Origin of the sequence: Citrobacter sp. RHBSTW-00887, from assembly GCF_013728095.1 — a bacterium.
GTDB lineage: Bacteria > Pseudomonadota > Gammaproteobacteria > Enterobacterales > Enterobacteriaceae > Citrobacter > Citrobacter braakii.
Genome location: NZ_CP056268.1, coordinates 88,636 through 114,660 on the forward strand (window position 1 = coordinate 88,636; position 26,025 = coordinate 114,660).

Below are 26,025 nucleotides of genomic sequence, written 5' to 3' on the forward strand. Positions count from 1 at the left end.
ATGGTTCTCCGAATGAAAGCCTGTCCTCAGCATAGTACTGGGAAGGAGGGAGTGACCATCTCATTAAATAAAGCACGCTAAGCCGGTGGCAGCGGTCGCAATGGCCTGAACTTCCCCGCACCGACCTTGGCACTGCTGCGCCATAGGTAATCGCCGGTCAGGTTGATATGCTCCCACCCCAGCGGGGACAGATATTGCAGCAACGTGTCGTCCAGCGCCTTGCCGTGGGCACGCAAAGCACTGGTGGCACGCTCCAGATAGACCGTGTTCCACAACACGATGGCCGCCGTCACCAGATTGAGGCCGCTGGCCCGGTAGCGCTGCTGCTCAAAACTGCGGTCGCGGATTTCACCCAATCGGTAGAAGAAGACCGCCCTGGCCAGCGCGTTGCGCGCCTCGCCCTTATTCAGCCCCGCATGGACGCGGCGGCGCAGCTCCACGCTTTGCAGCCAATCCAGAATGAACAGCGTGCGCTCGATGCGCCCATACATCCGCACCTTGTCGTTGATCGCCTTGCCGGAAGCCTGGAACTGCTGTTGATGCTTGTTCTTGGCCGCATTGAACAGCTTGCCGATGATACGGTCGTGAAGGTCGATGATTTCATCAGTGACGGTGGCCATGCCCTCGATGGCCAGTGCTACCAAGGTGGCGTGACGCCGCTGCGACTCGAACTTGGCCAGGTCGGCGGGCGTCATCTGGCCGCCTTCGCGGGCGATCTTGAGCAAGCGGTTTTGGTGTACCTGCCGTTCGATGCCAGCAGGTAGGTCAAGCGCCTGCCAGGCTTTGAGGCGTTCGATGTGTTCAAGCATGTGGCGCGAGTTCGGCTTGGCGGGCGATTGGCGCAGCCACGCTAGCCACGTCATTTTGCTACCATCCTTGCGCTTGAGGAGTTCGTCCAGGCGCTGGCGATGGACAGGTATCAAGGAATCGGCCAATGCCGCATGGATGCTTCGGTTGGCACGGGTAATGGCCTCGGCGCTTGCGCGCTCGATGGCATTCATGGCGGGTAGGATGATGCTCTGCCGCCGCTGGTTTTCAACAAGGGTGCTGGCCAGCACAATGCCTTTGTCTGTTTGCAAGGCCAGTTCGGTCAATGTATGCACGGCTTGCCGGTAATGACTCATGGTGAAGGGCTTGAATCCAAACACCGTTTGCAGCTCGACCAAGTGCTCCCGCCGTGTCTGCTCGCGCTGGCCGTAATGGTTCCAGCTTTCCACCGGCACCTTGAGTTGTGCGGCCACCATGCGCAGCAGGGGCAGAAATGGAGGATCATCGACGCCCAAGAAGATGCCAGGGAATCGCAAGTAGCAAAGCTGCACGGCGAAGCCCAATCGATTCGCGGCGCCGCGACGCTGACGGATCACCGACAGGTCGGTTTCGTTGAACGTGTAGTGCCGTATCAGTTCGTCTTTGGCATCTGGCAGTGTCAGCAGACTTTCGCGCTCGGTGGCGGACAGGATTGAGCGGCGTGGCATGGTCAGTCTTCCCGCAGGTACTGGTACAAGGTTTCGCGGCTGATGCCGAAGTCACGGGCCACCAAGGTTTTCTGGTCGCCTGCCGCAACTCGCCGTTTCAACTCGGCAATTTGTTCGCTGTTCAGCGATTTCTTTCGTCCCCGGTAGGCCCCGCGCTGCTTAGCCAGCACGATTCCCTCGCGCTGACGTTCGCGGATCAGAGCGCGCTCGAACTCAGCAAAGGCTCCCATGACCGACAGCATCAGATTGGCCATCGGTGAGTCCTCGCCGGTGAACGTTAGCCCTTCTTTGACGAACTCCATGCGCACGCCCCGTTGTGTCAGCCCTTGGACGATGCGGCGCAGGTCATCAAGGTTGCGTGCCAACCTGTCCATGCTATGCACCACCACGGTGTCGCCCTCGCGGACGAAGGCCAGCAGCCTTTCAAGTTCGGGACGTTGTGTGTCCTTGCCTGAAGCCTTATCGGTGAATACCTTGCCGACTTCTATTTGTTCCAGTTGTCGATCAGGATTCTGGTCGAAGCTGCTGACGCGAACGTAGCCGATACGTTGACCTTGCAAGATGCCTCCAAAGGTAAAAATGTCAGGATGAAATCTATTACCCTTGGCTGAATGTGTCAATAAATATAAATTAATACCCTACTCTGACGTTGTTTGTGCTCAACATCTGACATCAGGTTAGGGTATGCCTCAATCTGACGGCTGCGAACCGCCAGGGACAGGTGCAATGTCAGATTCTGTCGCGGCCTTGGCGCGTGCCTGGAAGCGTTCATAGCAATCCAGCCCGCAGAAATGTTCGACGTATTCCGCGCCTTCCGGGGTGAAGGCGGCATCGAGCGGAATTTCTTTGCAGCATACGCAGCAGGTGGTGCAACTGGCAGTGTTCGGGGCGTTTGCGTTCATGGTGGTACTCCTCCAGATTGGTAGCGAAGCTCAAAGCTGCCCACTCTCGGCTGGCTGGGAAGCGGTCATGATCTTCCCTTGAAGGCCCGCAGCAGCCGCGTCACAGACAGGACAAACAAGCCGGTCAGCGTGAGGGCTGCAATACCCCAGTGCTCCCCGATGAACGCGCCGGCCGTCGTGCCGGCTAGCACAATGGCGAGAATCGGCAAATGGCAGGGACAGGTGAGCACGGCCAGCGCGCCCCACAAGTAGCCGGTGATCGGTTTGTGCGTCTCAGACGGCAAGTGCTCTGGGCTGTTCATGGCAGACTCTCCGCGTGCTGTGCCGGTTCGGTTGGCATGGCGGCCAGTTGCATTTCGAGGCTGGCCAGGGCCTCGCGCCGACGCTCGACGAGTTGCCGCAACACGGCAAGCTGCGCAGACGCACCGTCACCGTCCGCAGCATCCAGCGCCCGGCACAGCCGCGCCAGTGCGTCCAGGCCGATACCCGCTTCGAAGGCAGCCCGTACAAAGCGCAGCCGTTGCAACGCGGTGTCATCGAACAAGCCGTAGCCGCCCGTGGTGTACGCGACCGGCCGTAGCAATCCGCGCAGCAGGTAGTCGCGCACGATATGCACGCTCACCCCGGCATCAAGGGCCAGCCGGGACACTGTGTAGGCGCTCATTGAACACCTCCTTTTCCTCATCCGGCGCAGCACGAAAGCTGCTTCACGTCCTTGCTGAAGGTCTGCGCCGCGAGCTTCAGCCCTTCGACCATGGTCAGGTAGGGGAACAATTGGTCGGCCAGTTCCTGCACGGTCATACGGTTGCGAATGGCGAGCACCGCCGTCTGGATCAGTTCACCCGCTTCCGGGGCCACCGCTTGCACGCCGATGAGCCGTCCGCTACCTTCCTCGATGACCAGCTTGATGAAGCCGCTTGTGTCGAAGTTGGCAAGCGCACGCGGCACGTTATCCAGTGTTAGCAGGCGACTGTCGGTCTCGATCCCGTCGTGATGTGCTTCCGCCTCGCTGTAGCCCACGGTGGCGACCTGCGGGTCGGTGAACACCACGGCCGGCATTGCGGTCAGGTCCAGGGCCGCATCGCCGCCAGTCATGTTGATCGCCGCACGAGTGCCGGCCGCTGCCGCCACATAGACGAACTGCGGCTGGTCGGTGCAGTCGCCGGCCGCGTAGATGTTCGGGCTACTGGTGCGCATGCCCTTGTCGATGACGATGGCCCCCTGCGCATTGACGGCTACCCCCGCCGCTTCCAATGCCAGGCTGCGCGTGTTCGGTGTCCGGCCGGTGGCGACCAGCAGCTTGTCGGCGCGCAATTCACCGTGCGTGGTGGTCAGCACGAATTCACCGTCCATATGGGCGACCTGGCTGGCTTGCGTGTGCTCCAGCACCTCGATGCCCTCGGCACGGAAAGCGGCTGTCACCGCCTCGCCGATGGCCGGGTCTTCACGGAAGAACAAGGTATTGCGCGCCAGGGCCGTGACCTTGCTGCCCAGCCGGGCAAAGGCTTGCGCCAGCTCCAGCGCCACCACCGACGAGCCGATTACGGCAAGGCGTTCGGGAATGGTGTCGCTCGCCAGGGCCTCGGTGGAAGTCCAGTAGGGTGACTCTTTCAAGCCCGGAATCGGCGGGACCGCCGGGCTGGCACCCGTGGCGACCAGGCAGCGGTCGAACATCACGACGCGCTCGCCACCCTCGTTCAAACTAACGATAAGGCTCTGGTCGTCCTTGAAACGCGCTTCACCGTGCAGAACGGTGATGGCTGAATTGCCGTCCAGGATGCCTTCGTACTTGGCATGACGGAGTTCTTCGACACGGGCCTGCTGCTGGGCCAGCAGCCGCTCGCGCAAGATCGTCGGCGGTGTGGGTGGCATGCCGCCGTCGAATGGGCTTTCCCGGCGCAGATGGGCGATGTGGGCGGCGCGGATCATGATCTTGGACGGCACACAACCGACGTTGACGCAGGTGCCGCCGATGGTGCCGCGCTCAATCAGCGTGACCTGCGCGCCTTGCTCGACGGCCTTCAGTGCTGCCGCCATCGCGGCTCCACCGCTACCAATGACGACGACCTGCAACGGGCGTTCGTTGCCACTGGGCTTATCAGCGGCCCCTATCCAGCCGCGCATCTTGTCGAGCAGGCCGGCGCGGTTGTCCGTCGGTGGCGCATCGGCAAGCGTTGCCTCGTAGCCCAGTCCGGCCACGGCGGTAGTCAGCGCATCCGATGACGTGCCCGCCTCAATGGCGAGTTGCGCTGTGCCCTTCGGATAGGACACCAGCGCCGATTGCACGCCGGGCACTTTCTCCAAGGCTTCCTTGACGTGAGCCGCGCACGAGTCGCAGGTCATCCCGGTGATTTTCAGGGTGGTCATGTATTTTTCCTTTTCTGTGGTGGCTACGGCTGTTGCCGTCAGCCACGTTGTTCTGGCAATTCACAGCTGTCCGGCCCGCAGCGGCGATGTGCTGGCGAGATGAAATCCCAGACCGACACCCCAACCATCAAGGCCAGGCCGACATAGAGCAGTCCACCGCTCTGCCAGCCGTAAGCCCGCATTAAAAACACCGCTGCCAGCACCAAGATCGGGCCTATCGTGCCGAGCGCCGTGCGTCGCCACTGTCGATGATTGAGCCAAGCGATAGCATTGGCGAGTAACGCGATGCCGGCGAACATCGGCAGCAGGATGCCAATGAATAGCCCCTCGTACTGGCTCAAGAAGCCCAGTCCGATGGCCGCGCCAAAGCTGGCGATGGCAGGAAAACAGGCGGCGCAGCCCATCGCGGAAACGACGCTGCCGAGCGCGCCGGTTTTGCCAGCGATGCGCGTGATGAGTCCCATGTGTCGCTCCCGAGTTCGGTTAACGGATCAGCGTTTGAGGCTGGACGGATAGCCCGCGTCCTCGGTCGCCTTGGTCAACTTCTGGACGTTGGTCTTGGCATCGTCGAAGGTGACGACGGCCTGGCGCTTGTCGAAACTTACGTCGGTCTTGCTCACGCCCTCAACCTTGGAAAGCGCGTGCTTGACAGTGATCGGGCAAGAGGCGCAGGTCATGCCAGGCACGGACAGCGTGACGGTCTGGGTGGCGGCCCACACGGGGGCAACAACGGCAGCGAGGGCGAGGGCGGCAAACAGTTTTTTCATGATGAACTCCTGTGATTAATAGAAAAATGGCATGACGTAGGGAAATCCGAGCGAGACCAGGACCAGCGCGGCCACGATCCAGAAAATGAGCTTGTAAGTAGCTCGCACTTGGGGAATCGCGCAGACCTCACCCGGTTTGCAGGCTTGCGCCGGGCGGTAGATGCGCCGCCAGGCGAAAAACAGCGCGACCAGCGCTGCGCCGATGAAGATCGGGCGATAGGGTTCCAGCACCGTCAGGTTGCCGATCCATGCCCCGCTGAACCCCAAGGCGATCAAAACCAGCGGCCCCAGGCAGCAGGCCGACGCAAGAATGGCGGCCAGCCCACCGGCGAAGAGCGCGCCGCGCCCGTTTTGTGGTTCAGACATACGCTTGTCCTTTCAAATTTGGTTTGGATAGCTTAAGCTTACTTCCGTAGTTATGTACGGAGTCAAGCGATATGCAAATTAATTTTGAGAATCTGACCATTGGCGTTTTTGCCAAGGCGGCCGGGGTCAATGTGGAGACCATCCGGTTCTACCAGCGCAAGGGCCTGCTGCCGGAGCCAGACAAGCCCTATGGCAGCATTCGCCGCTATGGCGAGGCGGATGTAACACGAGTGCGGTTCGTGAAATCGGCCCAGCGGCTGGGCTTTAGCCTGGACGAAATCGCCGAGCTACTGCGGCTGGAGGATGGCACCCATTGCGAGGAAGCCAGCGGCCTGGCCGAGCACAAGCTCAAGGATGTGCGCGAGAAGATGGCCGACTTGGCACGCATGGAGGCCGTGCTGTCTGAACTGGTGTGCGCCTGCCATGCGCGGAAAGGGAACGTTTCCTGCCCGCTGATTGCGTCACTGCAAGACGGAACGAAGCTCGCTGCATCGGCGCGGGGGAGTCACGGGGTGACTACGCCTTAGCGTGCTTTATTTTCCGAATTCTGAGACGACCCCTTTAAGGATAAAACAATGCGACGTTGTCTGCGGATAGTGTGGGGAACTCTGTTTATTTTCGCCTTTGCGGTACAGGCGGAAACAAAGGTTTATGGCGAACAACGCGTCAGCGGCTGGTGGAACTGGCTAAAAGACGATGTCTCGCAAACCTGGAATCAGCCGCAAAACTACGACCTGTATCTGCCATTTCTCAGCTGGCACAACCGCTTTATGTACGATAAAGAGAAAACCGATAACTACAATGAGATGCCGTGGGGCGGGGGATTTGGTGTCTCAAGATATAACGAAGAAGGTAACTGGAGCTCACTCTACGCGATGATGTTTAAGGATTCGCACAACGAGTGGCAGCCGATTATCGGCTACGGCTGGGAGAAGGGCTGGTATCTGGACAGTAGTCGCGATTTTCGCCTGGGGCTTGGGGTGACCGCCGGGATCACCGCCCGAGAAGACTTCGCCAACTACGTACCGCTACCGATTATTTTGCCGCTCTTTTCCGCCAGCTATCGCCGCCTGAGCGTGCAGTTCACCTATATTCCCGGCACCTACAATAACGGCAACGTGCTGTTTGCGTGGCTGCGCTACGGTTTTTAAGAGGGCATCAAATCGTAATCACCTTTTTCACCAGCGAATTGGACAGCGCTAGCATTGAAATTAACACCGAGGCGATGAACGTCAGGACAATCAGCATTAACTTGGTTCCCAGCGAGCTAATTGGGATAAGCGCGGTCAGCAGATGAAAAACGGAGTAGTGAAGAATATAGACGCCGGTCATCGTTTTGCTGATAGTCGCCAGAATGGTCTCTTTAAACTCGCTGTTTTTACGAAACCGCACGCCGTTGGCGGCAATCACCAGCGCCACCACCAAAATATAAATTTGTGATCCGGTAAGAATGAACGCATTTCTGTCAGCCTTAAACAGGGCGAAGAAGAAATGGCGCTCGTAAAACCAGGTGAAGAGATAAATAAACGGAATGGCGATCATCGCGCCTTTCACCACTCTCTCGCGGGTCAGCCAACTGGCGACCAGCGGATCGCTGAACAGCTGGCCGGTCAGGTAAAACAGCAGCCAGGTCCACAAACGGTACTGCGGGGCCAGGCTCAGCGCATGAACATCAGGATACAGCGCGGACAGCAGATCGTAGCCATATGAGAGCAACAGCAGCGCAAATACCACGCCGAAAAATAGCTTGCGTCGCTGGCTGAGCCACTCGATAAGCGGATGAAAGGTGTAAATCACAATAAAGGCAAAAACAAACCACGGCTGGATAAGATAACCGCGCTGGTAGGGTTCCCAGAGATAGTACACTGTCATCCAGAACAGGAAGACGATAACTACGCTTTTGATTTTACCCATTTGCCACTGCGCATCGTGCCGTGACTGCGAATCCAGATAGCCCGCCACCACAAAAAACAGCGGCGTGGCTATGGTCGAAATAAACGTCAGAAAACCGAGGATCCAGTGATAGTCGTAATCATAGTGATCCCGGGTGTTATAAATGGTGAAGAAGGTCACCGCCGTCATGCATCCCAGCGTTTTAATAATATTTAATCCGGTACTGTTCATTATTGTGGCTTCATATCCTTAGAGCCTATCCCATTAGGCTATTTTATTTGCCATTTTGGTCCTGGGCAGTGCTCACAAGCCTCACGTACTGCGTGTACGCTTCGGTTGTTGCGCGCTGTCCGTGCCCAAACTGGCTGCAACAATATACGCCTACTGGGATAGGCTCTTATTATGGAAACAGGCGTAAATCACTGGCAGAACCAGCAGCGTCAGAATAGTAGCAAAACCCAGACCAAACATAATAACTACCGCCATACTCTGGAAGAAGACATCCAATAATAAAGGGGCCAGACCGAGAACGGTGGTGAAGGCGGTCAGCAGAATAGGGCGCAGACGCGAGGTGGCGGCATAAATAATGGCTTCCTGCTGCGCTTTTTCCTGCTTCTGCTGCTCAATTTCCTCAACCAGCACGATGCCGTTACGAATCAACATCCCGCTCAGGCTAAGCAAGCCTATCAATGCCATAAAGCCAAAAGGAATACCGGTAATCAAAAAGCCTGGCGTTACGCCAATCAGCGCCAGCGGCACCGTCAGCCAGATAGCGATCGCGTTTTTCAGCGAGCTGAACATCAGCACAGTGATAACAAACATCACCAGGTAACCCAGCGGCAGGGTGGTGAACAACCCCTGCTGCGCTTCGCGGGAATTCTCCGCGTCGCCGCCCCACTCAATACTGTAGCCGTGCGGTAGGGCGAGGGCATCGATTTGCGGCTTCACGCGCGCCAGAATATCGCCTGAGGTTTGATTGCTCAGCGGATCGGGGTCGGTCTGCACGGTCAGTACGCGGCTGCGGTCGCGGCGCAGGATCAAAGGATCTTCCCACTCGAGATTAAAGCCGCTGACCACGTTACTGAGCGGGATATACTGCTGGCGGTTTTGGCTCCAGACCAGCACATTATTCAGGTGGTTAGCATCCTGGCGCTCGGCGGCTGGTGGGCGAACCACCACCGGCAGCAGGTCAGCCCCTTCGCGATAGAGTCCCGCACGGCTACCAGAGAAATTCATCTCCAGCGCGTTATCGATATCCTGTTTATCTACTCCCAGTTCGCGGCCTAAGCTGGCGGAATATTGTGGGCGGATAACCTTGCTGCGGTTCTGCCAGTCGTTGCGCACGCCGTCGGTGGCCGGGTCTGCGGAGAGAATATCGCCCACCTGGCTGGCGAGCAGGCGCAGGCGGTCGGGATCCGGGCCTTTGATGCGCACTTCAATGGCGCTATCGCCGGAAGGGCCGAACATCACGCGTTTGCTGCTGGCATTAACCTGCGGATAGTTGCGCGCAATATAGCTGTCAACATGCTGCGTCAGAGCGTTAATACTGCGCTGGTCGTCCATGCGTACCATGATCTGCGCGTAGTTGCTGTATTGCCGTTGCCCGCTGTAGGTGAGGATAAAACGCATACTGCCCTGACCAACGGTGGCGATGGTGGTGACAACGCCCGGCTGGCCGTTAATCGAGGTTTCAATATCGCTGGCCATCTTTTCGGTTGTCGCAATATCAGTGCCATAGGGAAGCCAGAGGTCAACAAAGAAGATAGGCGTGTTCGATGAGGGGAAAAAGTTCTGCCGCACCGAGCCGAATCCCCATATTGAAGCTGCCAGCAGCGCCGCCATGACGGTCAGGGTGATCGCTTTGCGCATCAGTAGGGTGTGCAGAATCTGCTGATAAATGCGATAAAAGCGCCCGCTGTAGGGGTCGGTATCCGAGGTTTCAGCAGGCGGCTGTTGCCCTTTGAACAGCCACCATTTAATCAGTACTGGCGTGATGGTTAACGCTGAGAACCAGCTCAGCATGAGTGAAATCAGCAGCACCTGGAGCAGTGATTTGCAGTATTCTCCGGTGGAGTCCTGCGACAGGCCAATCGGCGCAAAGGCGAGAATAGCAATCACCGTCGCCCCCAGCAGCGGCAGCGCCGAGCGGCGAATCACATAATTAATCGCCGTGAGCAGCGTCGACCCCTGCTGGCGGGCAATGAGTACCCCTTCGACGATGACGATGGCATTATCGACCAGCATACTCAGGGCGATAATCAGCGCCCCCAGCGAGATACGCTGTAGCTCGATGCCCCACAGATACATAATCAGCAGCGTACCGAGCACGTTAAGCGCTAACGACAGGGCAATAATGATACCGCTGCGCACGCCCATAAAGATCAGCAGCACGCCGACGACAATGGCCAGTGCCATCAGGAAGTTAGTGATAAAGCCGTTCACCGAGTGAGCCACTTCTGCAGCCTGGTCGTAGAACAGGTCAATTTTGATCCCTGCCGGTTTTTCCGCCGACATCTGATCCAGTTTGCTTTCCAGCGCGCGACCAACGTCAATGACGTTGACGCCGGGAATAAACGACACCCCCATAGTGACCGCCTGGCGGCCATTAGCGTGATAAATGCTGGAAGGAGATTCGCTGAGTCCGCGCGATAGCGTGGCAATATCGCGCAATCGCGTCGCTGAACCTGAGCCGTGCGGGCTGATTAACAAATCGCCCAGCTCGTCGAGATTTTCAAACTCCCCCGTTGGATGCAGGCGAATTGACTCGCTGCCGGATTTAATCTCACCGGCGTTAGACACTACGTTCAAGCGACTGAGGATTGCCGCCAGTTGGTTGAGCGTGATACCGCGGGCGGTCATTTTTGCCAGCGAGATATCGATATTGATTTGTTGTGGGATCGCACCGCCGATAGCGACTTTGCCAACGCCGGGAACCAGCACCAGTTCGCGCCTGAGCTGCTCGGCGTAGCGGACCAGCTCAGGGTTGGTAAAGCTCTCGCCGGAGATAGCAAAGAAGAAGCCAAAGACATCGCCAAAATCGTCGTTCACAAAGGGGGAGGCCACGCCGGGCGGGAACATCCGGGCGGCGTCTCCTACCCGACGGCGCAGCTCATCCCAGATTTGCGGCAGCTCGCTGGAGTGATAATTCGAGGCGATATTGACGGTGATTTGCGACAGACCATTGGAGGAAATTGAGCTGACGTTGTCCAGATAGGGCAGCTGTTGCAGCGCGTTCTCCAGCGGCAGGGTGACTTCTTCCTCAACCTGCTGCGCCGAGGCTCCCGGATAGTGGGTGATGACCACGGCGGTCTTGATGGTAAACGCCGGGTCTTCCAGGCGACCGATATTCAGCAGGGCGAAAATACCCCCGATGCCCAGCAGTAAAATAGTCAGCCAGACGCGAATCGGGTTGTTAATAAACTGACGAGAGATATCCATTACAAACCTCGTTCACGCGTCCAGATTCGAACCGGTTGCTGCGCATGCAGTTCACTGACGCCTGCCGCCACGACGCGCTCGCCGACGCTAAGCCCTTCGGTAATGACCACTCCCTGAGAGGTGACCTGGCCGACGCCAACTTTTCTGTCCTCAAGCTGTAGCTGTTCGCCTTCGCCTTTAACTACCCAGACGTGGGGCTCATTGCGCTGGCGATTATCCGGATTAAATACCGCTTCAACCGGCACCACGACGGCTTTATCGCCCGCGCTGGCGGGCAGGTTTGCCAGATTGACCGTCACGGTCCCACTCACGCCGCCCACTGACGGAAAATCGGCCGGGCGCGGCATGGTTAAAATGATCTGCCAGGTCAGAGTGTTGCTGTCGCTGCTACCGGTATGTTCTTTATATTCGGCGGTGAACTGACGGTCCGGCATAGAGTTGATTTTCACCACCGGACGATACTGCGCATTGCGGATATCAATAGTCGTAAAAAGATTCTCCGGAATGCTGAACACCACGTCGAGCAGATCGGTTCGCGTCAGGGTGACGATCGGCTGTCCGGCGGCGACAACCTGGTGATTACGGATCGGGACGCTGGCGGCAATACCGCTAAACGGCGCGGTGAGCGTCATTTGACTTAGCTCTTCGCGGGCGATTTTTAGCGCAGCGTTGGCGGAATCACGGTTGGCCCGCTGGATATCCATTTCCGCTTTTGAAATGGCCTGGCGACCGGCCAGCGTCTGGAAGCGGTCGAACTGCCGCTGAGCGAGGGTTGCTGCGGTCTGCCGTTCGTTGACGCGTTGCTGCGCTTCCCGGGCGTTGAGCCGGGCGAGCGCTTGCCCCTGAGAGATACTGGCTCCCTGACGCACATCAAGGGATTCAATCTGTCCGCCGCGTTTGAACGACAGATCGGTAGAATCCCCGGATTCAATACGGGCAGGAAAAATGCGCTGCTGTGAATCACCAATGGCGACGACATCCGCAACTTTTACCATCCGCGGCAGCGGGGTAACTTGCGGTGCTTTCTGATCGCAAGCCGTTGTTATTAAAATAACAACGGGAATGAGAGAAAAATAACGGTTCACTGTATTCCCCTCGGTGCTAAAGGTTTTATTTTACATATTTTTCACAAATGCCGGCTTTATTCAGCCAGCGCTGAGACCACTAAATAGGTAAATAACCCGGAAGCCGTACAGGCGATTATTGCCAGGGCAATAAACAGGCTCAGGCGAAACAGGCTGTAGCCGAACATTGCTCCTCCTCTGGTATCAACCTTGTGCTAAGTAGATTCTTATCTACATAATTGTTGAATGGTTTTTAGAGGCGCGCAGGCCTCTGATAATGAGCATAGTCGTTGAAAAAAGGAAATGTTAAAAAGAGTAAAATTTGCGGTAATGTTGACGATTTTGCTGGGTTTTCAGTTGAATTGTCTGAGGTCGACTGAGTCTGTGATATTTTTCAATATATTAATTGGCATCTTAATAATGTTAATCGCCGTGTGCTACGTTTAATTATACCCATCATACTTCGAATCGAGATTTCTTCCTCAGCGCCATTGTCTGCGCTGTTTTCACCACCTTTTTTTATAGGTAATAAAAGGATTGTCTCTATGTATAAAAATATCCTCGTCCCGGTTGATGTGTTTGAAACCGGCCTTGCGGACAAGGCTTTGTCCCATGCTCAATTCCTCGCGCAAAGCTCCTCCGGGCAGATTCATTTACTCAACGTCATCCCGACATTTTCTCCTGCACTGACGCGCGGATTTATTTCCGATGCGCGAAAAATGGAAGACTATCTGGTTAATAATTCAAAAGAAAAACTCGCTGAACTCATCAATAAACTCTCTCTGAAGGAAAGCGATGTCCAGATTCATATTCGCAGCGGCAACGTCCGCGATGAAGTGACGAAACTGGCAGATGAACTGAAGGCGGATGTGGTGATCATTGGCTCACGCAATCCCAATATTCAAACCCATCTGTTGGGTTCAGAGGCGGCAAGTATCGTGCGTTATGCCCATGTGCCGGTTTTTGTGGTGCGCTAAGGGCAGCCTGAGGCTGTCCTGATTTCCGTTACAGGAGTGAGGAGATAACTATGAATACAGAAAAACCGGGCGGCCCGTTTTATCAGCTCTCCGTGGATGAAACCCTGACCAGCACCAACAGCACTCCCGATGGCATCAGCAGCGCTGAAGCGACGGCGCGCTTACAGCAGTACGGTGAAAATGCGCTACCGCAAAAAGCGGGTAAACCGGCATGGCTGCGTTTTCTGGCGCATTTTAATGATGTGCTGATTTACGTCTTGCTGGCGGCGGCGCTATTGACGGCGGTGATGGGCCACTGGGTCGATACTCTGGTGATCCTCGGCGTGGCGGTGATCAACGCCCTGATTGGTCATATTCAGGAGAGTAACGCCGAAAAATCGCTCCAGAGCATTCGCAATATGCTCTCCAGCGAAGCGGTGGTGGTTCGTCAGGGGAATCATGAAACCATTCCGACCACGGCGCTGGTTCCCGGCGATATCGTGGTGATCCGCGCCGGCGACCGCATTCCAGCAGACCTGCGGGTTATCGAAGCGCATAACCTACGGGTGGAAGAGGCGATTCTGACCGGTGAATCAACGGTGGTGGAGAAAAGTACCGAAGCGCTTAGCGGCGAACTGCCGTTGGGTGACCGGACGAACCTGTTGTTCTCAGGCACCACGGTAAGCTCCGGCGGTGGCAAAGGCCTGGTGGTGGCAACCGGTGGCGATACCGAGCTGGGCCACATTAACCAGATGATGGCGGATATCGAGAAACACCGTACTCCGCTGTTGGTGCAGATGGATAAGCTCGGCAAAGCCATCTTTATCATCATTCTGGTGATGATGGCTGCGCTATTCGTCTTTAGCCTGCTGTTCCGCGATATGCCGGTTTCTGAACTGATGCTGTCGCTGATTAGCCTGGCGGTGGCGTCGGTACCGGAAGGGCTGCCGGCGATTATCTCGATTATCCTCTCGCTTGGCGTGCAAACCATGGCCCGGCAGAAGGCGATTATCCGCAAGCTGCCGACGGTCGAAACGCTAGGGGCGATGACGGTTATTTGCTCGGATAAAACCGGGACGCTGACCATGAACGAGATGACGGTTAAGGCCGTTATCACCGCCGATAAAGTCTATCGGGTGGAAGGGGACAGCTACGAGCCGGTGGGGAATATTCACCCGATCGATGAGCCGGACCCGATAACCGTCGCGCCGGGCACGCTGCTGGAGCGCTATCTGCGCACCATCGACCTGTGTAACGACAGCCAGCTAATCAAAGATGAAAGCGGGTTGTGGAAAATCACTGGCGGCCCTACGGAAGGGGCGCTGAAGGTGCTGGCGGCGAAAGTGACGCTTTCGCCGGCGAGCACCGAACTGCGCAGTAAGATCCCCTTTGATTCGCAATACAAATATATGTCAACGCTGTACCGCATCGGCAATGAGGAGACGATTTTAATTACCGGTGCGCCAGATGTGCTGTTCCGCCTGTGTCAGCATCAGCAAACCGACCATGGGCTGGAGCCGCTGGACCAGCCGTATTGGGAAGCGAAAATTGAAGAGTACGCGCGGGAAGGGCTGCGCATGGTGGCGGCAGCGTGGAAACCGGCGGCTGACGGGCAAACCGAACTCACCCATCAGGATTTGCAGCATGGCGTCATTCTGTTAGGGATCGCCGGGATGATGGACCCGCCGCGACCAGAGGCCATTACCGCTATCGGCGACTGCCTGCAGGCGGGGATCCGCGTGAAGATGATCACCGGGGACCACCCGCAAACGGCGATGAGTATCGGCAAGATGCTGGGGATCGGCAACGCCGGGAACGCCATTACCGGGCGCGAGCTGGAGGTGATGGACGATACCCAACTGAGTGAAGCGGCGCAGAAATTCGATATTTTTGCCCGTACCAGTCCGGAAGATAAGTTCCGTCTGGTTCAGGCGCTGCAAAGCAGGAAAGAGGTGGTCGGGATGACCGGTGATGGGGTGAACGACGCCCCGGCGCTGAAGCAGGCCGATGTTGGTATCGCGATGGGCATCAAGGGCACCGAAGTGACCAAAGAGGCCGCTGATATGGTGCTGACCGATGATAACTTCGCCACCATCGCCAGTGCAGTCAGGGAAGGGCGGCGGGTTTACGATAACCTGAAGAAAACGATCTTGTTCATTATGCCAACCAACCTGGCGCAGGGGTTGTTAATCATTATCGCGCTGCTGGCGGGGAATTTGATTCCGCTGACGCCGGTGTTGATTTTGTGGATGAACATGGCGACGTCGGCCACGCTGTCGTTTGGTCTGGCGTTCGAAGCCGGTGAAAAGAACATCATGCGCCGTCCGCCGCGCGATCCTAAGCTGCATGCGATGGACGGCTTTGCCATCTGGCGGGTAATTTTTGTCGGTTCGATGATCGCCGTGAGCGCCTTTGTGCTGGAGGCCTGGCTACAGCCGCGAGGCTACTCACCTGAGTTTATCCGCACCGTACTGTTGCAGACGCTGGTCACCGCACAGTGGTTTTATATGCTCAACTGCCGGGTGGCGGATGGTTTCTCACTGAGCAAAGGGCTGCTGGCGAACCGGGGTATCTGGATTGTCAGCGGCGTGTTGCTGGTGCTGCAACTGCTGATTATCTACGCGCCGTTTATGCAGATGCTGTTCGGTACCGAAGCGCTGCCGTTCCGCTACTGGGTGATCACCTTTATTATCGGTTTTGTGATGTTCCTGATTGTGGAAATTGAGAAGCCGCTGACGCGCAAGTGGCGCACGGCCTGAGTCATTCCCGGAGGCGGTGCTGCGCACCTGTCCGGGCTACCAGACAGCCGCATAATCGGTAGCCCGGACAGACGCAGCGCGCCGCCACCGTGGAAAACCAAAAAACAAAAGCCGACGCATAACGCGTCGGCTTTTCCGTTTCAGACAAAGAACACGATCTTAATCGATCAATCTTTGAGTTTAACCGGGTTATTACGATAGGCCGCCAGCTTCGCGCGCATCCAGCTGCTGCTGTTGTTATTGACCGCGCTCACCACGCCAGTGGTGGCACCGCCGCCGACCTGCACATGGAAAATACCGCGTGACGGGAAATCCACATATTTTGGTTCAGTGAAATCCCACTCATGACGCTTGAAGGGGTCGGTTCCGGCTGAGGGCGAAATGACACCCTAAGCGTTAGCTCTGTGTCGTTGCACGATGTCAGCGACGGTATTCTTGCTGATACCGAGCTCGCGTGCGATCCAGCGATAGCTGCGTCCCTCGGCCCTCATCGCAACCACCTTAGGCAAAAGTCGGTCTGATTTTGGTCGCACTCCGGCCTGACGACCAAGCCTCTTACCACGTGCCTTCGCAACAGCAAGGCCTGACTTGACCCGCTCGCTGATGAGATCCCGCTCAAACTCCGCAATGCCGGAAAGAAACGTCGCCAGCATTCGTCCATACGGCGACGAAAGATCGAACGCCATTCCATTCATGGCTATCACGGAAACCTTCCAGTTCTCCAGTTCACGTAGCGTATTGAGCAGATCGAGCGTCGAGCGCCCCCACCGGGAAAGCTCAGTGACCAGGATTGCATCAATTTGTCTGGACTGGGCAAGCGCCAGGACTTTCTTTCGCTCGGCCCGGTCGAGTTTAGTTCCTGAACCTGTTTCCTTAAATATTCCCACCACGTCGTAGCCGGCACGGCCGGCGAAGGCTCGCAGATCAAATTCCTGGCGTTCACAAGACTGATCCGCTGTTGAAACCCGGCAGTAAATGGCGGCACGATGTCCCAATTGAACCCTCCTGGATTTTTGTATCGGAACGCCCTGATTTATATGGGCTGGCTGTTGTCCAAAACAGACTATACTTCAAAAGGGACGAATTTGTATGTCACGACGCCATATTTTCACCGAACGGCAGCGAGCAGCGCTGTTCGATCTGCCCACGGACGAACTGTCGCTACTGAAGTTCTACACGCTGGGCGATGATGACCTGGAAAACATTAGGCAGCGCCGCAGACCGGAAAACAGGATTGGCTTTGCCCTGCAACTTTGTGCCTTACGATATCCGGGCCGTGCACTGGCTCCTGGTGAGATGATCCCGCGTGAAGTCCTTTCCTTCGTCGGTGCTCAGCTTGGAGTTCCGGCTGATGCGCTTCTCACTTATGCCACACGGCGCCAAACCCGTCAGCAGCACATGGACACGCTGCGCGAAATTTACGGCTACAAGACCTTCACGGGCCGTGGTGCCCGTGATCTGCGGGAGTGGACTTTCGGCCAGGCCGAAGATGCCAGATCAAACGAGGATCTTGCTCATCGTTTTATTGTGCGGTGTCGGGAAACTTCCACCATTCTGCCCGCAGTATCGACAATCGAGCGCTTGTGCGCGGATGCTCTGGTCGCCGCTGAGCGGCGGATTGAAACGCGGATTGCGGAAAATTTAACAGCGGATGTTCGCGATCACCTGGACAAACTTCTGAGTGAAATGCTCGCCGGCAATATCAGTCGTTTCATCTGGCTTCGCAACTTCGAGGTTGGTAACAACTCGGCTGCTGCTAACCGTTTGCTCGACAGGCTCGAATTTCTGCGTACCCTGAATATCAATCATAGTGCTTTGGCCAGCATACCTGCCCATCGCATTGCCCGGCTGCGTCGGCAGGGTGAACGCTACTTCACCGACGGTTTGCGTGACATCACTTCGGACCGCCGCTGGGCGATCCTTGCCGTCTGTGTTGTGGAGTGGGAAGCGGCGATTGCTGATGCCATAGTCGAAACCCATGACAGGATCGTAGGAAAAACCTGGCGGGAAGCGAAGCGCCAGCATGACGAAACAATTTCCGGCTCTAAAGCCACACTCACGGATACGATCCGTACCTTCACCGCGCTGGGAGCTTCGTTGCTTGAGGCCCGCAGTGACGGAACCCCGCTGGAGATGGCTGTCGCCAGTTCGGTTGCATGGGACCGGCTCGCTCAACTGGTAGCGACAGGGACTCAACTCAGCAACACGCTAGCCGATGAGCCTCTTGCATATGTCGGGCAGGGATACCATCGCTTTCGTCGTTATGCGCCCCGCATGTTGCGCTGTCTGAAGCTCGAAGCCGCGCCGGTCGCCGGACCATTGGTAGCAGCAGCTTTGTCGATCGGAGAGATGAAAGGTGTTGCATCGCCAGAAAGGCGTTTCCTGCGGCCCAGCTCCAAATGGAACCGTCATTTACGAGCTCAGGAAAAAGGAGATACCCGTCTTTGGGAAGTGGCGGTACTCTTTCACCTCCGGGATGCTTTTCGTTCCGGAGATGTCTGGCTCGCTCATTCGCGCCGCTATGGTGACCTCAAGCAGGTACTGGTGCCGATGATCGCGGCGCAGGAAAATGCAAAACTGGCCGTGCCTTCCAACCCACAGGATTGGCTGGCAGACAGAAAGGCGCGACTCACGATCGCTCTTAAGCGGCTGGCCCGGGCTGCCCGTAACGGCACTATTCCGCACGGTAGCATAGAAGATGGAACGTTGCGGATCGACAGGTTGACAGCAGACGTGCCGGATGGTGCCGAGGCACTCATACTGGATCTGTATCGCCGAATGCCGTCCGTTCGGATTACCGACATGCTGCTTGAAGTTGATGCAGCCCTTGGTTTCACAGATGCGTTTACCCATCTGAGAACCGGGGCTCCATGTCGCGACCGGATCGGTCTGCTCAACGTCCTGCTCGCTGAAGGGCTCAATCTGGGCCTGCGTAAGATGGCGGAAGCTACAAACACGCATGATTACTGGCAGCTCTCACGCCTTGCCCGCTGGCATGTTGAAAGCGAAGCCATGAACCAGGCATTGGCAATTGTGGTGGCCGCGCAGGGTAAACTGCCGATGTCACGCGTCTGGGGGATGGGCACGTCAGCATCGAGCGATGGTCAGTTTTTCCCGACAGCGCGGCATGGCGAAGTCATGAACATGGTCAATGCCAAATATGGTTCTGTTCCCGGCCTCAAAGCGTATACTCACGTAAGCGACCAGTTCGCGCCATTCGCTTGTCAGTCGATCCCGGCGACCGTGAGCGAGGCACCGTATATTCTCGATGGACTACTGATGAACGAGGTCGGTCGCCATGTTCGCGAACAGTATGCCGATACAGCAGGATTCACCGACCATTTGTTCGGAGCCAGTAGCCTGCTCGGCTACAATCTCGTTCTGCGAATCAGGGATCTGCCATCGAAGCGGTTGTACGTATTTAATCCCGATACGACCCCCAGGGAGTTACGCAAGTTGGTAGGTGGAAAAGCCCGGGAGGATCTTATCGTTGCGAACTGGCCTGATATTTTCCGTTGTGCCGCGACGATGACCGCTGGCAAAATCAGGCCCAGCCAACTCCTGCGCAAGCTCGCTTCTTACCCACGACAAAACAACCTTGCAGTTGCGCTTCGTGAAGTTGGTCGTATTGAACGGACCCTTTTCATTATTGAGTGGATCCTGGATACGGACATGCAGCGGCGTGCTCAGATCGGTCTTAACAAGGGAGAGGCCCACCATGCGCTCAAAAATGCGCTCCGTATCGGGAGGCAGGGGGAAATTCGCGATCGCACGACAGAGGGGCAGCACTACCGAATCGCTGGGCTCAATTTATTGACTGCGGTGATCATTTACTGGAATACCGTCCATCTTGGTCATGCCGTCACGGAGCGGCGGAACGAAGGGTTGGATGTTCCCCCTGAATTTCTTCCCCACATATCCCCATTGGGCTGGGCGCACATTCTACTGACTGGCGAATATCTTTGGCCCAAGGAACCGAAAGCTTAGGGTGTCATTTCGCCCTCAGCCGGAACCGACCCCAGGAAGTCAGGATTACGTAATTGTGAGTTATGCACATTAATGTTAAAATTCATGATTTTTTATGTTGATTTTGTGTTAAATCATGAGGGATTGATGGGGGAAGACAAAATAAAATGTTAATTAATGGTGGTTTTAAATCATATTATTTAACCATTTGATAACATTTCAGGGGTTTTAGGTGATGCCCGAATACAGCGAATTTAAGTCATAAAATTAATTTTTTATTTCGCATGTCTCATTAGTAATTTTTATCACCATAGATAAGTCTGCTGACCGGGGAACCAGCATGCGGAAAAAAGATATGTGATTTGCAGGGGTATACACCGATACGTGCATCAGCGACTGACAACGTCTCTTACTGGTAATGAGGAGCAGGGTGGAAAAATACTTTTTCTGCAAAGTCGTGAACCCCATCTGGGGGTGTTATCTGCCTTCACAGAGATGTTGCCGGAACACAATAATGAACAGGCCGGATTATGCTATCCGGCCTGTTGTGTCAACTTGGTGATTTTTCGACAAATAGATTGAGATGGTAGCGGTAGCTGTCGAGGAACCGGGATTTACATGCATCATTCATACTGCCGGTGACCTGTTCAACGTCCACTTTCCGCCCTTGTGAGTTCATCTGGGCCAGACTTAATGCAATAAAATCAAAATCTTTTGGATGAAACTTTTCTACGTGGTGTATTGCCTGCATATTCCTCCCTTTTAATCGCCATGAAGAGTAAGGTTTATGCTCTGCTATTTTCAGTATGGCCCAGCCTCTCGATATTCTCCTGCAGAGTCGCGAAAACTGTGAGGCCAGCCGCAGATTTTGTACTTTAGGGCGTTTCCTGCCGCCGCAATCCGCCTGTCAGGCCGTCTGGTGGAGGTAAATGCTGCCATGAAGTTGCAACCCAGAATGATTGAGCTGTCATCAGGCGTATGTTTTATTTTTTTATGGCTTTGTTGAATAAATCAGATTTCGGGTAAGTCTCCCCCGTAGCGGGTTGTGTTTTCAGGCAATACGCACGCTTTCAGGCATACCTGCTTTCGTCATTTTGTTCAGCGCTCGTACCAGGGCCATAGCCTCCGCAACCTGACCATCGTAGTCACGCAGCGTCAGTGAACCCCCGAACAGCTGTTTTACCCGGTACATCGCCGTTTCCGCTATCGAGCGACGGTTGTAATCTGTTGTCCATTTCCACCGCGCATTACTCCCGGTCATTCGCTGATTAGCCACTGCACGGTTACGGTCTGCATATTCACCGGGCCAGTAACCCGCACCTTTTCGGGGAGGGATAAGCGCGCTGATTTTCTTACGCCGCAGTTCATCGTGACAGAGCCGGGTGTCGTAAGCGCCGTCTGCCGATGCTGCCCTGATTTTTCTGTGAGTCTGCCGGATAAGACCCGGGAAGGCTTCTGAGTCCGTCACATTGTTCAGCGACAGGTCAGCGCAGATGATTTCATGTGTTTTACTGTCAACGGCGAGATGCAGCTTACGCCAGATACGGCGGCGTTCCTGGCCATGCTTTTTGACTTTCCACTCGCCTTCACCGAAGACCTTCAGCCCGGTGGAATCAATTACCAGGTGTGCGATTTCACCCCGGGTGGGCGTTTTGAAACTGACATTAACCGACTTTGCCCGCCTGCTGACACAGCTGTAATCCGGGCAGCGTAGCGGAACGTTCATCAGAGAAAAAATGGAATCAATAAAGCCCTGCGCAGCGCGCAGGGTCAGCCTGAATACGCGTTTAATGACCAGCACAGTCGTGATGGCAAGGTCAGAATAGCGCTGAGGTCTGCCTCGTGAAGAAGGTGTTGCTGACTCATACCAGGCCTGAATAGCTTCATCATCCAGCCAGAAAGTTATGGAGCCACGGTTGATGAGGGCTTTATTGTAGGTGGGCCAGTTGGTGATTTTGAACTTTTGCTTTGCCACGGAACGGTCTGCGTTGTCGGGAAGATGCGTGATCTGATCCTTCAACTCAGCAAAAGTTCGATTTATTCAACAAAGCCTTTTTTTATATACGATCTGACGAATTCAGCAGAAGGAAACTCATCATTCGTGACGAAATAAAAATTAGTTTCCCCATTAATATAGAAATGAGTGTTTACTCACAGAAAGAAAATCAGGAGTAATTATTCTGAAGACAGATAATACAGAAGTCGTACAGCGCATTTAACTCACTTCTCAGGAGGTTAATCACTCTCTATTTGTGGACAACCGACATGTCTTAAGGCTCTGGAATAACGTGTTGATATTTCGATGCGTAGCATGCAGCGGAATATTACCGGATCAATAAAGCAGGAAGAGGCGTTTTAATTCTTTCCGCAGGATGATAGTAGGGTGACTGCCATGTCTGATTATAATGAAAAAAGTGCGATCTCCGCACTTCTCGCAGGTCATTGTTCCGATCCATTTTCCGTGCTTGGCATGCACTCAACCGATGCGGGTCTGGAAGTGCGCGCATTATTACCCGATGCCACCGATGTATGGGTGATTGAACCGAAAACCGGGCGCAAAGTCGGTAAACTCGAATGCCTCGACACACGCGGGTTCTTTAGCGGCGTTCTGCCGCGCCGGAAAAATCCTTTTCGTTACCAGCTGGCCGTCACCTGGCACGGTCAGCAAAACCTGATTGACGACCCCTATCGCTTTGGCCCGCTGCTGCAGGAGCTTGATGCCTGGCTGCTCGCTGAAGGGACTCATCTGCGGCCCTACGAGACGCTGGGAGCCCATGCCGACACCATGGACGGCGTCACCGGGACGCGTTTTTCCGTCTGGGCGCCGAACGCCCGTCGTGTGTCGGTGGTCGGACAGTTCAACTACTGGGACGGCCGCCGCCACCCGATGCGTCTGCGCAAAGAGTCCGGCATCTGGGAGCTGTTTGTCCCCGGCGCGCATAACGGCCAGCTGTATAAGTTCGAGCTGATTGACGCCCACGGCCACCTGCGGGTGAAATCCGACCCGTATGCCTTTGAGGCACAGATGCGCCCGGAAAGCGCGTCGCTTATCTGCGGCATGCCGGAAAAGGTCGAACAGCCACAGTCCCGTCAGCAGGCCAACCAGTTTGATGCACCGATTTCGATTTATGAAGTGCACCTTGGCTCGTGGCGCCGCCACGCCGATAACCATTTCTGGCTCAGCTACCGCGAGCTGGCGGACCAGCTGGTGCCTTACGCGAAGTGGATGGGCTTCACCCATCTGGAGCTGCTGCCGGTAAACGAACATCCGTTCGACGGCAGCTGGGGCTATCAGCCCACCGGGCTGTACGCGCCGACCCGCCGTTTTGGTACCCGTGAAGACTTCCGCTACTTCCTGAATGCTGCCCATGCCGCGGGTCTGAACGTGATCCTCGACTGGGTGCCGGGCCACTTCCCGTCGGATGACTTTGCGCTGGCATCGTTCGACGGCACCGCGTTGTATGAACACAGCGACCCGCGAGAAGGTTATCACCAGGACTGGAATACGCTGATCTACAACTACGGTCGCCGTGAAGTCAGCAACTTTCTGGTCGGGAACGCGCTGTACTGGATTGAACGCTTCGGGATCGACGCCCTGCGCGTGGATGCGGTTGCGTCAATGATCTACCGCGACTACAGCCGCAAAGAGGGGGAGTGGGTGCCCAATGAGTACGGCGGCCGGGAAAACCTCGAAGCGATTGAATTTCTGCGCAATACCAACCGTGTGCTCGGTGAGCAGACGCCGGGAGCGGTCACGATGGCGGAGGAGTCCACCGACTTCGCCGGGGTTACACGACCGTCTTCGACGGGCGGTCTTGGCTTCTGGTTCAAATGGAACCTCGGCTGGATGCATGACACCCTCGACTATATGCAGCTCGATCCCATCTATCGTCGTTATCATCACGACAAGATGACCTTCGGGATGCTCTACAACTACACCGAAAACTTCGTGTTGCCGCTGTCACACGATGAAGTGGTTCACGGCAAAAAATCGATTCTTGACCGGATGCCTGGCGATGCCTGGCAGAAGTTCGCCAACCTGCGCGCCTACTACGGCTGGCTGTTTGCCTTCCCCGGTAAAAAGCTGCTGTTTATGGGCAACGAGTTTGCCCAGGGGCGGGAGTGGAACCACGACGCCAGCCTCGACTGGCATCTGCTGGAAGGGGGCGACAACTGGCATCACGGGGTGCAGCGTCTGGTGCGCGATCTGAACCATACCTATCGCCACCATAAGGCACTGCACGAACTGGATTTTGACCCCTACGGCTTTGAATGGCTTGTTGTGGATGACCATGAACGGTCGGTGTTTATCTTTGTCCGTCGCGATAAAGCCGGGAACGAGATAATCGTGGCGAGCAACTTCACGCCAGTACCGCGTCACGGCTATCGCTTCGGGATTAACCAGCCGGGGCGCTGGCGTGAAGAGCTGAACACCGACTCGATGCACTACCACGGGAGCAACACCGGCAACGGCGGCTGCGTGGCAAGCGAGGCGATCGCCAGCCACGGTCGGGAGCATTCGCTGTCGGTGACTCTGCCGCCGCTGGCGACAATCTGGCTGGTACGGGAATCTGCAGGGCAATAAAACGCGCAGCTGATTTATTGCAGCTGACTTATTACCGGAGGTGATCACTTCTGAATTATTTTGCAGAAGAGTGAGGCTTTTTCTTCATTATTTTCTTTTATGGCTTTTATTTAATAGCAGGACATTATTATGAGTAAACTTGAATATACTGACAACTTAATGCTGTCGCGCCAGTTACCGCTTAAATCCGTGGCCCTGATCCTCGCCGGCGGACGTGGCACACGATTAAAAGACCTGACCACTATTCGCGCAAAACCTGCGGTGCATTTCGGCGGTAAATTCAGAATTATTGATTTTGCTTTATCGAATTGTATTAACTCCGGAATAAGACGTATCGGGGTCATTACACAATATCAGTCCCATTCACTGGTGCAGCATATTCAACGCGGCTGGGCATTCTTTAACGAAGAAATGAATGAGTTCGTGGATTTATTACCGGCGCAGCAGCGGGTGCATGGTGAGAACTGGTATCGGGGGACGGCGGATGCCGTGACCCAGAATCTGGATATTATCCGCCGCTATGATGCGGAATATGTCGTTATTCTGGCCGGGGACCATATCTATAAACAAGATTATTCGCGGATGCTGCTCGATCACGTTGAAAAAGGGGCGCGCTGTACCGTGGCCTGCCTGCCGGTCCCGGTTGAAGAGGCAAGCGCTTTTGGCGTCATGGCCGTGGATGAGAATGACAAAATCATTGAATTTGTTGAAAAACCGGCTAATCCGCCCACCATTCCTGGCGATGAAACCCGCTCGCTTGCCAGTATGGGCATTTATGTGTTTGATGCGGAATATCTCTACCAGCTGCTGGAAGACGACGATCGGGATGAACACTCCACCCATGATTTTGGCAAAGATATTATTCCCAGGATAACGGCGGCAGGTGAAGCGTATGCGCATCCGTTCCCGCGCTCCTGCGTTCAGTCGGATAATAATGCCGAGCCATACTGGCGCGATGTCGGAACCCTGGAGGCGTACTGGAAAGCGAATCTGGATTTAGCCTCAGTAGTGCCAGAGCTGGACGTTTATGACCGTAACTGGCCTATCCGTACCTATGTCGAATCGCTGCCCAGCGCCAAATTTGTTCAGGACCGTTCCGGCAGTCATGGCATGACCATGAATTCTCTGGTCTCCGGCGGCTGTATTATTTCTGGCTCGGTGGTGGTGCAGTCGGTTCTATTTTCCAGAGTTCGGATTAACTCGTTCTGTAATATTGATTCGTCGGTTTTATTACCGGGCGTCTGGGTCGGTCGCTCCTGCAGGATAAGACGCTGCGTGATCGACCGGGGATGCGTTATTCCGGAGGGGACGGTGATTGGCGAAAATGCCGTTGAGGATGCGCGACGCTTTTATCGTTCGGAAGAAGGCATCGTTCTGGTTACCAAAGAAATGCTGAACCGACTTGAACTATGAAGCCGTTGGCGGAAATAAAAGCTGCCGCAGCTGTGATTGCCGTCATTGGCATCGCGTCGCCTTCATGCCTGAAT

Annotated in this window: 22 protein-coding genes and 1 pseudogene; 7 read left to right on the forward strand and 16 right to left on the reverse strand. The window is 55.7% G+C overall.

The annotated features are described in order from the left end of the window. Positions 1–77: 77 nt before the first annotated feature. From HV314_RS25965 to merT, 9 genes and pseudogenes are all read right to left on the reverse strand, one after another. The gene (locus HV314_RS25965; RefSeq protein WP_045269836.1) at positions 78–1,475 is read right to left on the reverse strand and encodes a DUF4158 domain-containing protein; all 1,398 of its coding nucleotides are present in this window, start codon (positions 1,473–1,475) and stop codon (positions 78–80) included. A gap of 2 nt (positions 1,476–1,477) precedes the next feature. Beyond that, a complete protein-coding gene (locus HV314_RS25970; protein WP_001162010.1) occupies positions 1,478–2,035 on the reverse strand; it encodes a recombinase family protein in 558 nt (185 codons plus the stop codon). Between the two features lie 129 nt (positions 2,036–2,164). Beyond that, positions 2,165–2,392 (reverse strand): annotated as a pseudogene (locus tag HV314_RS25975) (DUF3330 domain-containing protein); the annotation flags it as partial. 50 nt (positions 2,393–2,442) lie between these two features. Continuing rightward, positions 2,443–2,679, reverse strand: coding sequence for a broad-spectrum mercury transporter MerE (gene merE, locus HV314_RS25980; RefSeq protein ID WP_001087807.1), 237 nt, complete (start codon positions 2,677–2,679; stop codon positions 2,443–2,445). Then, positions 2,676–3,041 carry a mercury resistance co-regulator MerD gene (gene merD / locus HV314_RS25985; protein ID WP_001277466.1) on the reverse strand — a complete coding sequence of 122 codons (366 nt, stop codon included), beginning with the start codon at positions 3,039–3,041 and terminating at the stop codon, positions 2,676–2,678. The genes merE and merD overlap by 4 nt, the downstream gene beginning before the upstream one ends. A 17-nt stretch (positions 3,042–3,058) precedes the next feature. Next, on the reverse strand, positions 3,059–4,744 hold the full coding sequence (gene merA / locus HV314_RS25990; RefSeq protein ID WP_181548136.1) for a mercury(II) reductase: 1,686 nt from the start codon (positions 4,742–4,744) through the stop codon (positions 3,059–3,061). 38 nt (positions 4,745–4,782) lie between these two features. Beyond that, on the reverse strand, positions 4,783–5,208 hold the full coding sequence (gene merC / locus HV314_RS25995; RefSeq protein ID WP_000522996.1) for an organomercurial transporter MerC: 426 nt from the start codon (positions 5,206–5,208) through the stop codon (positions 4,783–4,785). A 27-nt stretch (positions 5,209–5,235) separates the two neighbouring features. Further along, positions 5,236–5,511: a mercury resistance system periplasmic binding protein MerP gene (merP, locus tag HV314_RS26000; RefSeq protein ID WP_000732275.1), complete on the reverse strand. Its 276-nt coding sequence runs from the start codon at positions 5,509–5,511 to the stop codon at positions 5,236–5,238. A 15-nt stretch (positions 5,512–5,526) separates the two neighbouring features. Next, complete coding sequence (merT, locus tag HV314_RS26005) at positions 5,527–5,877, reverse strand: mercuric ion transporter MerT (protein WP_031623830.1); 351 nt, start codon at positions 5,875–5,877, stop codon at positions 5,527–5,529. A gap of 71 nt (positions 5,878–5,948) precedes the next feature. Between merT and merR the strand changes: the two genes are divergently transcribed. Both merR and pagP read left to right on the forward strand, forming a co-directional pair. After that, positions 5,949–6,404, forward strand: coding sequence for an Hg(II)-responsive transcriptional regulator (merR, locus tag HV314_RS26010; RefSeq protein ID WP_001166628.1), 456 nt, complete (start codon positions 5,949–5,951; stop codon positions 6,402–6,404). Positions 6,405–6,452: 48 nt separating this feature from the next. After that, positions 6,453–7,028 (forward strand): lipid IV(A) palmitoyltransferase PagP, encoded by a 576-nt coding sequence (gene pagP, locus HV314_RS26015; RefSeq protein ID WP_045270086.1) that lies wholly within the window; start codon positions 6,453–6,455, stop codon positions 7,026–7,028. A 7-nt stretch (positions 7,029–7,035) separates the two neighbouring features. Here pagP and HV314_RS26020 read toward each other — a convergent pair whose 3' ends face one another. The 3 genes from HV314_RS26020 to HV314_RS26030 all read right to left on the reverse strand — a co-directional run bounded on the left by HV314_RS26020 (position 7,036) and on the right by HV314_RS26030 (position 12,293). Next, positions 7,036–7,959 (reverse strand): acyltransferase, encoded by a 924-nt coding sequence (locus HV314_RS26020; RefSeq protein WP_024196075.1) that lies wholly within the window; start codon positions 7,957–7,959, stop codon positions 7,036–7,038. Between the two features lie 192 nt (positions 7,960–8,151). Continuing rightward, positions 8,152–11,208 carry an efflux RND transporter permease subunit gene (locus HV314_RS26025; protein ID WP_045270087.1) on the reverse strand — a complete coding sequence of 1,019 codons (3,057 nt, stop codon included), beginning with the start codon at positions 11,206–11,208 and terminating at the stop codon, positions 8,152–8,154. After that, on the reverse strand, positions 11,208–12,293 hold the full coding sequence (locus HV314_RS26030) for an efflux RND transporter periplasmic adaptor subunit (RefSeq protein ID WP_016241530.1): 1,086 nt from the start codon (positions 12,291–12,293) through the stop codon (positions 11,208–11,210). Before HV314_RS26030 ends, HV314_RS26025 begins: the two co-directional genes overlap by 1 nt. Before the next feature lie 524 nt (positions 12,294–12,817). On the opposite strand from HV314_RS26030, the gene HV314_RS26035 reads away from it, so the two are divergent. Continuing rightward, positions 12,818–13,249, forward strand: a complete 432-nt coding sequence (locus HV314_RS26035) for a universal stress protein (protein ID WP_016241528.1) — start codon at positions 12,818–12,820, stop codon at positions 13,247–13,249. Positions 13,250–13,299: 50 nt separating this feature from the next. Further along, positions 13,300–15,987 (forward strand): cation-transporting P-type ATPase, encoded by a 2,688-nt coding sequence (locus HV314_RS26040; RefSeq protein ID WP_016241527.1) that lies wholly within the window; start codon positions 13,300–13,302, stop codon positions 15,985–15,987. 167 nt (positions 15,988–16,154) lie between these two features. Here the strand turns inward: HV314_RS26040 and HV314_RS26045 are convergent, their stop codons facing one another. Beyond that, positions 16,155–16,304: a hypothetical protein gene (locus HV314_RS26045; RefSeq protein ID WP_176564481.1), complete on the reverse strand. Its 150-nt coding sequence runs from the start codon at positions 16,302–16,304 to the stop codon at positions 16,155–16,157. A 72-nt stretch (positions 16,305–16,376) separates the two neighbouring features. Further along, positions 16,377–16,982, reverse strand: coding sequence for a recombinase family protein (locus HV314_RS26050; protein ID WP_000509966.1), 606 nt, complete (start codon positions 16,980–16,982; stop codon positions 16,377–16,379). A gap of 94 nt (positions 16,983–17,076) precedes the next feature. On the opposite strand from HV314_RS26050, the gene HV314_RS26055 reads away from it, so the two are divergent. Beyond that, positions 17,077–19,974: a Tn3-like element Tn5403 family transposase gene (locus HV314_RS26055; RefSeq protein ID WP_023307208.1), complete on the forward strand. Its 2,898-nt coding sequence runs from the start codon at positions 17,077–17,079 to the stop codon at positions 19,972–19,974. 529 nt (positions 19,975–20,503) lie between these two features. Here HV314_RS26055 and HV314_RS26060 read toward each other — a convergent pair. Further along, positions 20,504–20,704 (reverse strand): hypothetical protein, encoded by a 201-nt coding sequence (locus tag HV314_RS26060; protein ID WP_022631502.1) that lies wholly within the window; start codon positions 20,702–20,704, stop codon positions 20,504–20,506. Between the two features lie 300 nt (positions 20,705–21,004). Then, positions 21,005–21,973, reverse strand: coding sequence for an IS5-like element IS903B family transposase (locus HV314_RS26065; protein WP_004099053.1), 969 nt, complete (start codon positions 21,971–21,973; stop codon positions 21,005–21,007). Between the two features lie 372 nt (positions 21,974–22,345). Here HV314_RS26065 and glgB point away from each other — a divergent pair, with 372 nt between their 5' ends. Next, positions 22,346–24,538 (forward strand): 1,4-alpha-glucan branching enzyme, encoded by a 2,193-nt coding sequence (glgB, locus tag HV314_RS26070; protein ID WP_004099052.1) that lies wholly within the window; start codon positions 22,346–22,348, stop codon positions 24,536–24,538. A gap of 129 nt (positions 24,539–24,667) precedes the next feature. Continuing rightward, the gene (glgC, locus tag HV314_RS26075) at positions 24,668–25,951 is read left to right on the forward strand and encodes a glucose-1-phosphate adenylyltransferase (RefSeq protein ID WP_015632388.1); all 1,284 of its coding nucleotides are present in this window, start codon (positions 24,668–24,670) and stop codon (positions 25,949–25,951) included. Positions 25,952–26,025 lie beyond the last annotated feature (74 nt).

What these genes read in the sequence shown, in the direction of transcription:
- HV314_RS25965 (WP_045269836.1), bottom strand. Translation starts at nt 1,475, where the DNA reads ATGCCACGCCGCTCAATCCTGTCCGCCACCGAGCGCGAAAGTCTGCTG.
- merE (WP_001087807.1), bottom strand. Translation starts at nt 2,679, where the DNA reads ATGAACAGCCCAGAGCACTTGCCGTCTGAGACGCACAAACCGATCACC.
- merD (WP_001277466.1), bottom strand. Translation starts at nt 3,041, where the DNA reads ATGAGCGCCTACACAGTGTCCCGGCTGGCCCTTGATGCCGGGGTGAGC.
- merA (WP_181548136.1), bottom strand. Translation starts at nt 4,744, where the DNA reads ATGACCACCCTGAAAATCACCGGGATGACCTGCGACTCGTGCGCGGCT.
- merC (WP_000522996.1), bottom strand. Translation starts at nt 5,208, where the DNA reads ATGGGACTCATCACGCGCATCGCTGGCAAAACCGGCGCGCTCGGCAGC.
- merP (WP_000732275.1), bottom strand. Translation starts at nt 5,511, where the DNA reads ATGAAAAAACTGTTTGCCGCCCTCGCCCTCGCTGCCGTTGTTGCCCCC.
- merT (WP_031623830.1), bottom strand. Translation starts at nt 5,877, where the DNA reads ATGTCTGAACCACAAAACGGGCGCGGCGCGCTCTTCGCCGGTGGGCTG.
- merR (WP_001166628.1), top strand. Translation starts at nt 5,949, where the DNA reads ATGCAAATTAATTTTGAGAATCTGACCATTGGCGTTTTTGCCAAGGCG.
- pagP (WP_045270086.1), top strand. Translation starts at nt 6,453, where the DNA reads ATGCGACGTTGTCTGCGGATAGTGTGGGGAACTCTGTTTATTTTCGCC.
- HV314_RS26020 (WP_024196075.1), bottom strand. Translation starts at nt 7,959, where the DNA reads ATGACGGCGGTGACCTTCTTCACCATTTATAACACCCGGGATCACTAT.
- HV314_RS26025 (WP_045270087.1), bottom strand. Translation starts at nt 11,208, where the DNA reads ATGGATATCTCTCGTCAGTTTATTAACAACCCGATTCGCGTCTGGCTG.
- HV314_RS26035 (WP_016241528.1), top strand. Translation starts at nt 12,818, where the DNA reads ATGTATAAAAATATCCTCGTCCCGGTTGATGTGTTTGAAACCGGCCTT.
- HV314_RS26040 (WP_016241527.1), top strand. Translation starts at nt 13,300, where the DNA reads ATGAATACAGAAAAACCGGGCGGCCCGTTTTATCAGCTCTCCGTGGAT.
- HV314_RS26055 (WP_023307208.1), top strand. Translation starts at nt 17,077, where the DNA reads ATGTCACGACGCCATATTTTCACCGAACGGCAGCGAGCAGCGCTGTTC.
- HV314_RS26060 (WP_022631502.1), bottom strand. Translation starts at nt 20,704, where the DNA reads ATGCAGGCAATACACCACGTAGAAAAGTTTCATCCAAAAGATTTTGAT.
- glgB (WP_004099052.1), top strand. Translation starts at nt 22,346, where the DNA reads ATGTCTGATTATAATGAAAAAAGTGCGATCTCCGCACTTCTCGCAGGT.
- glgC (WP_015632388.1), top strand. Translation starts at nt 24,668, where the DNA reads ATGAGTAAACTTGAATATACTGACAACTTAATGCTGTCGCGCCAGTTA.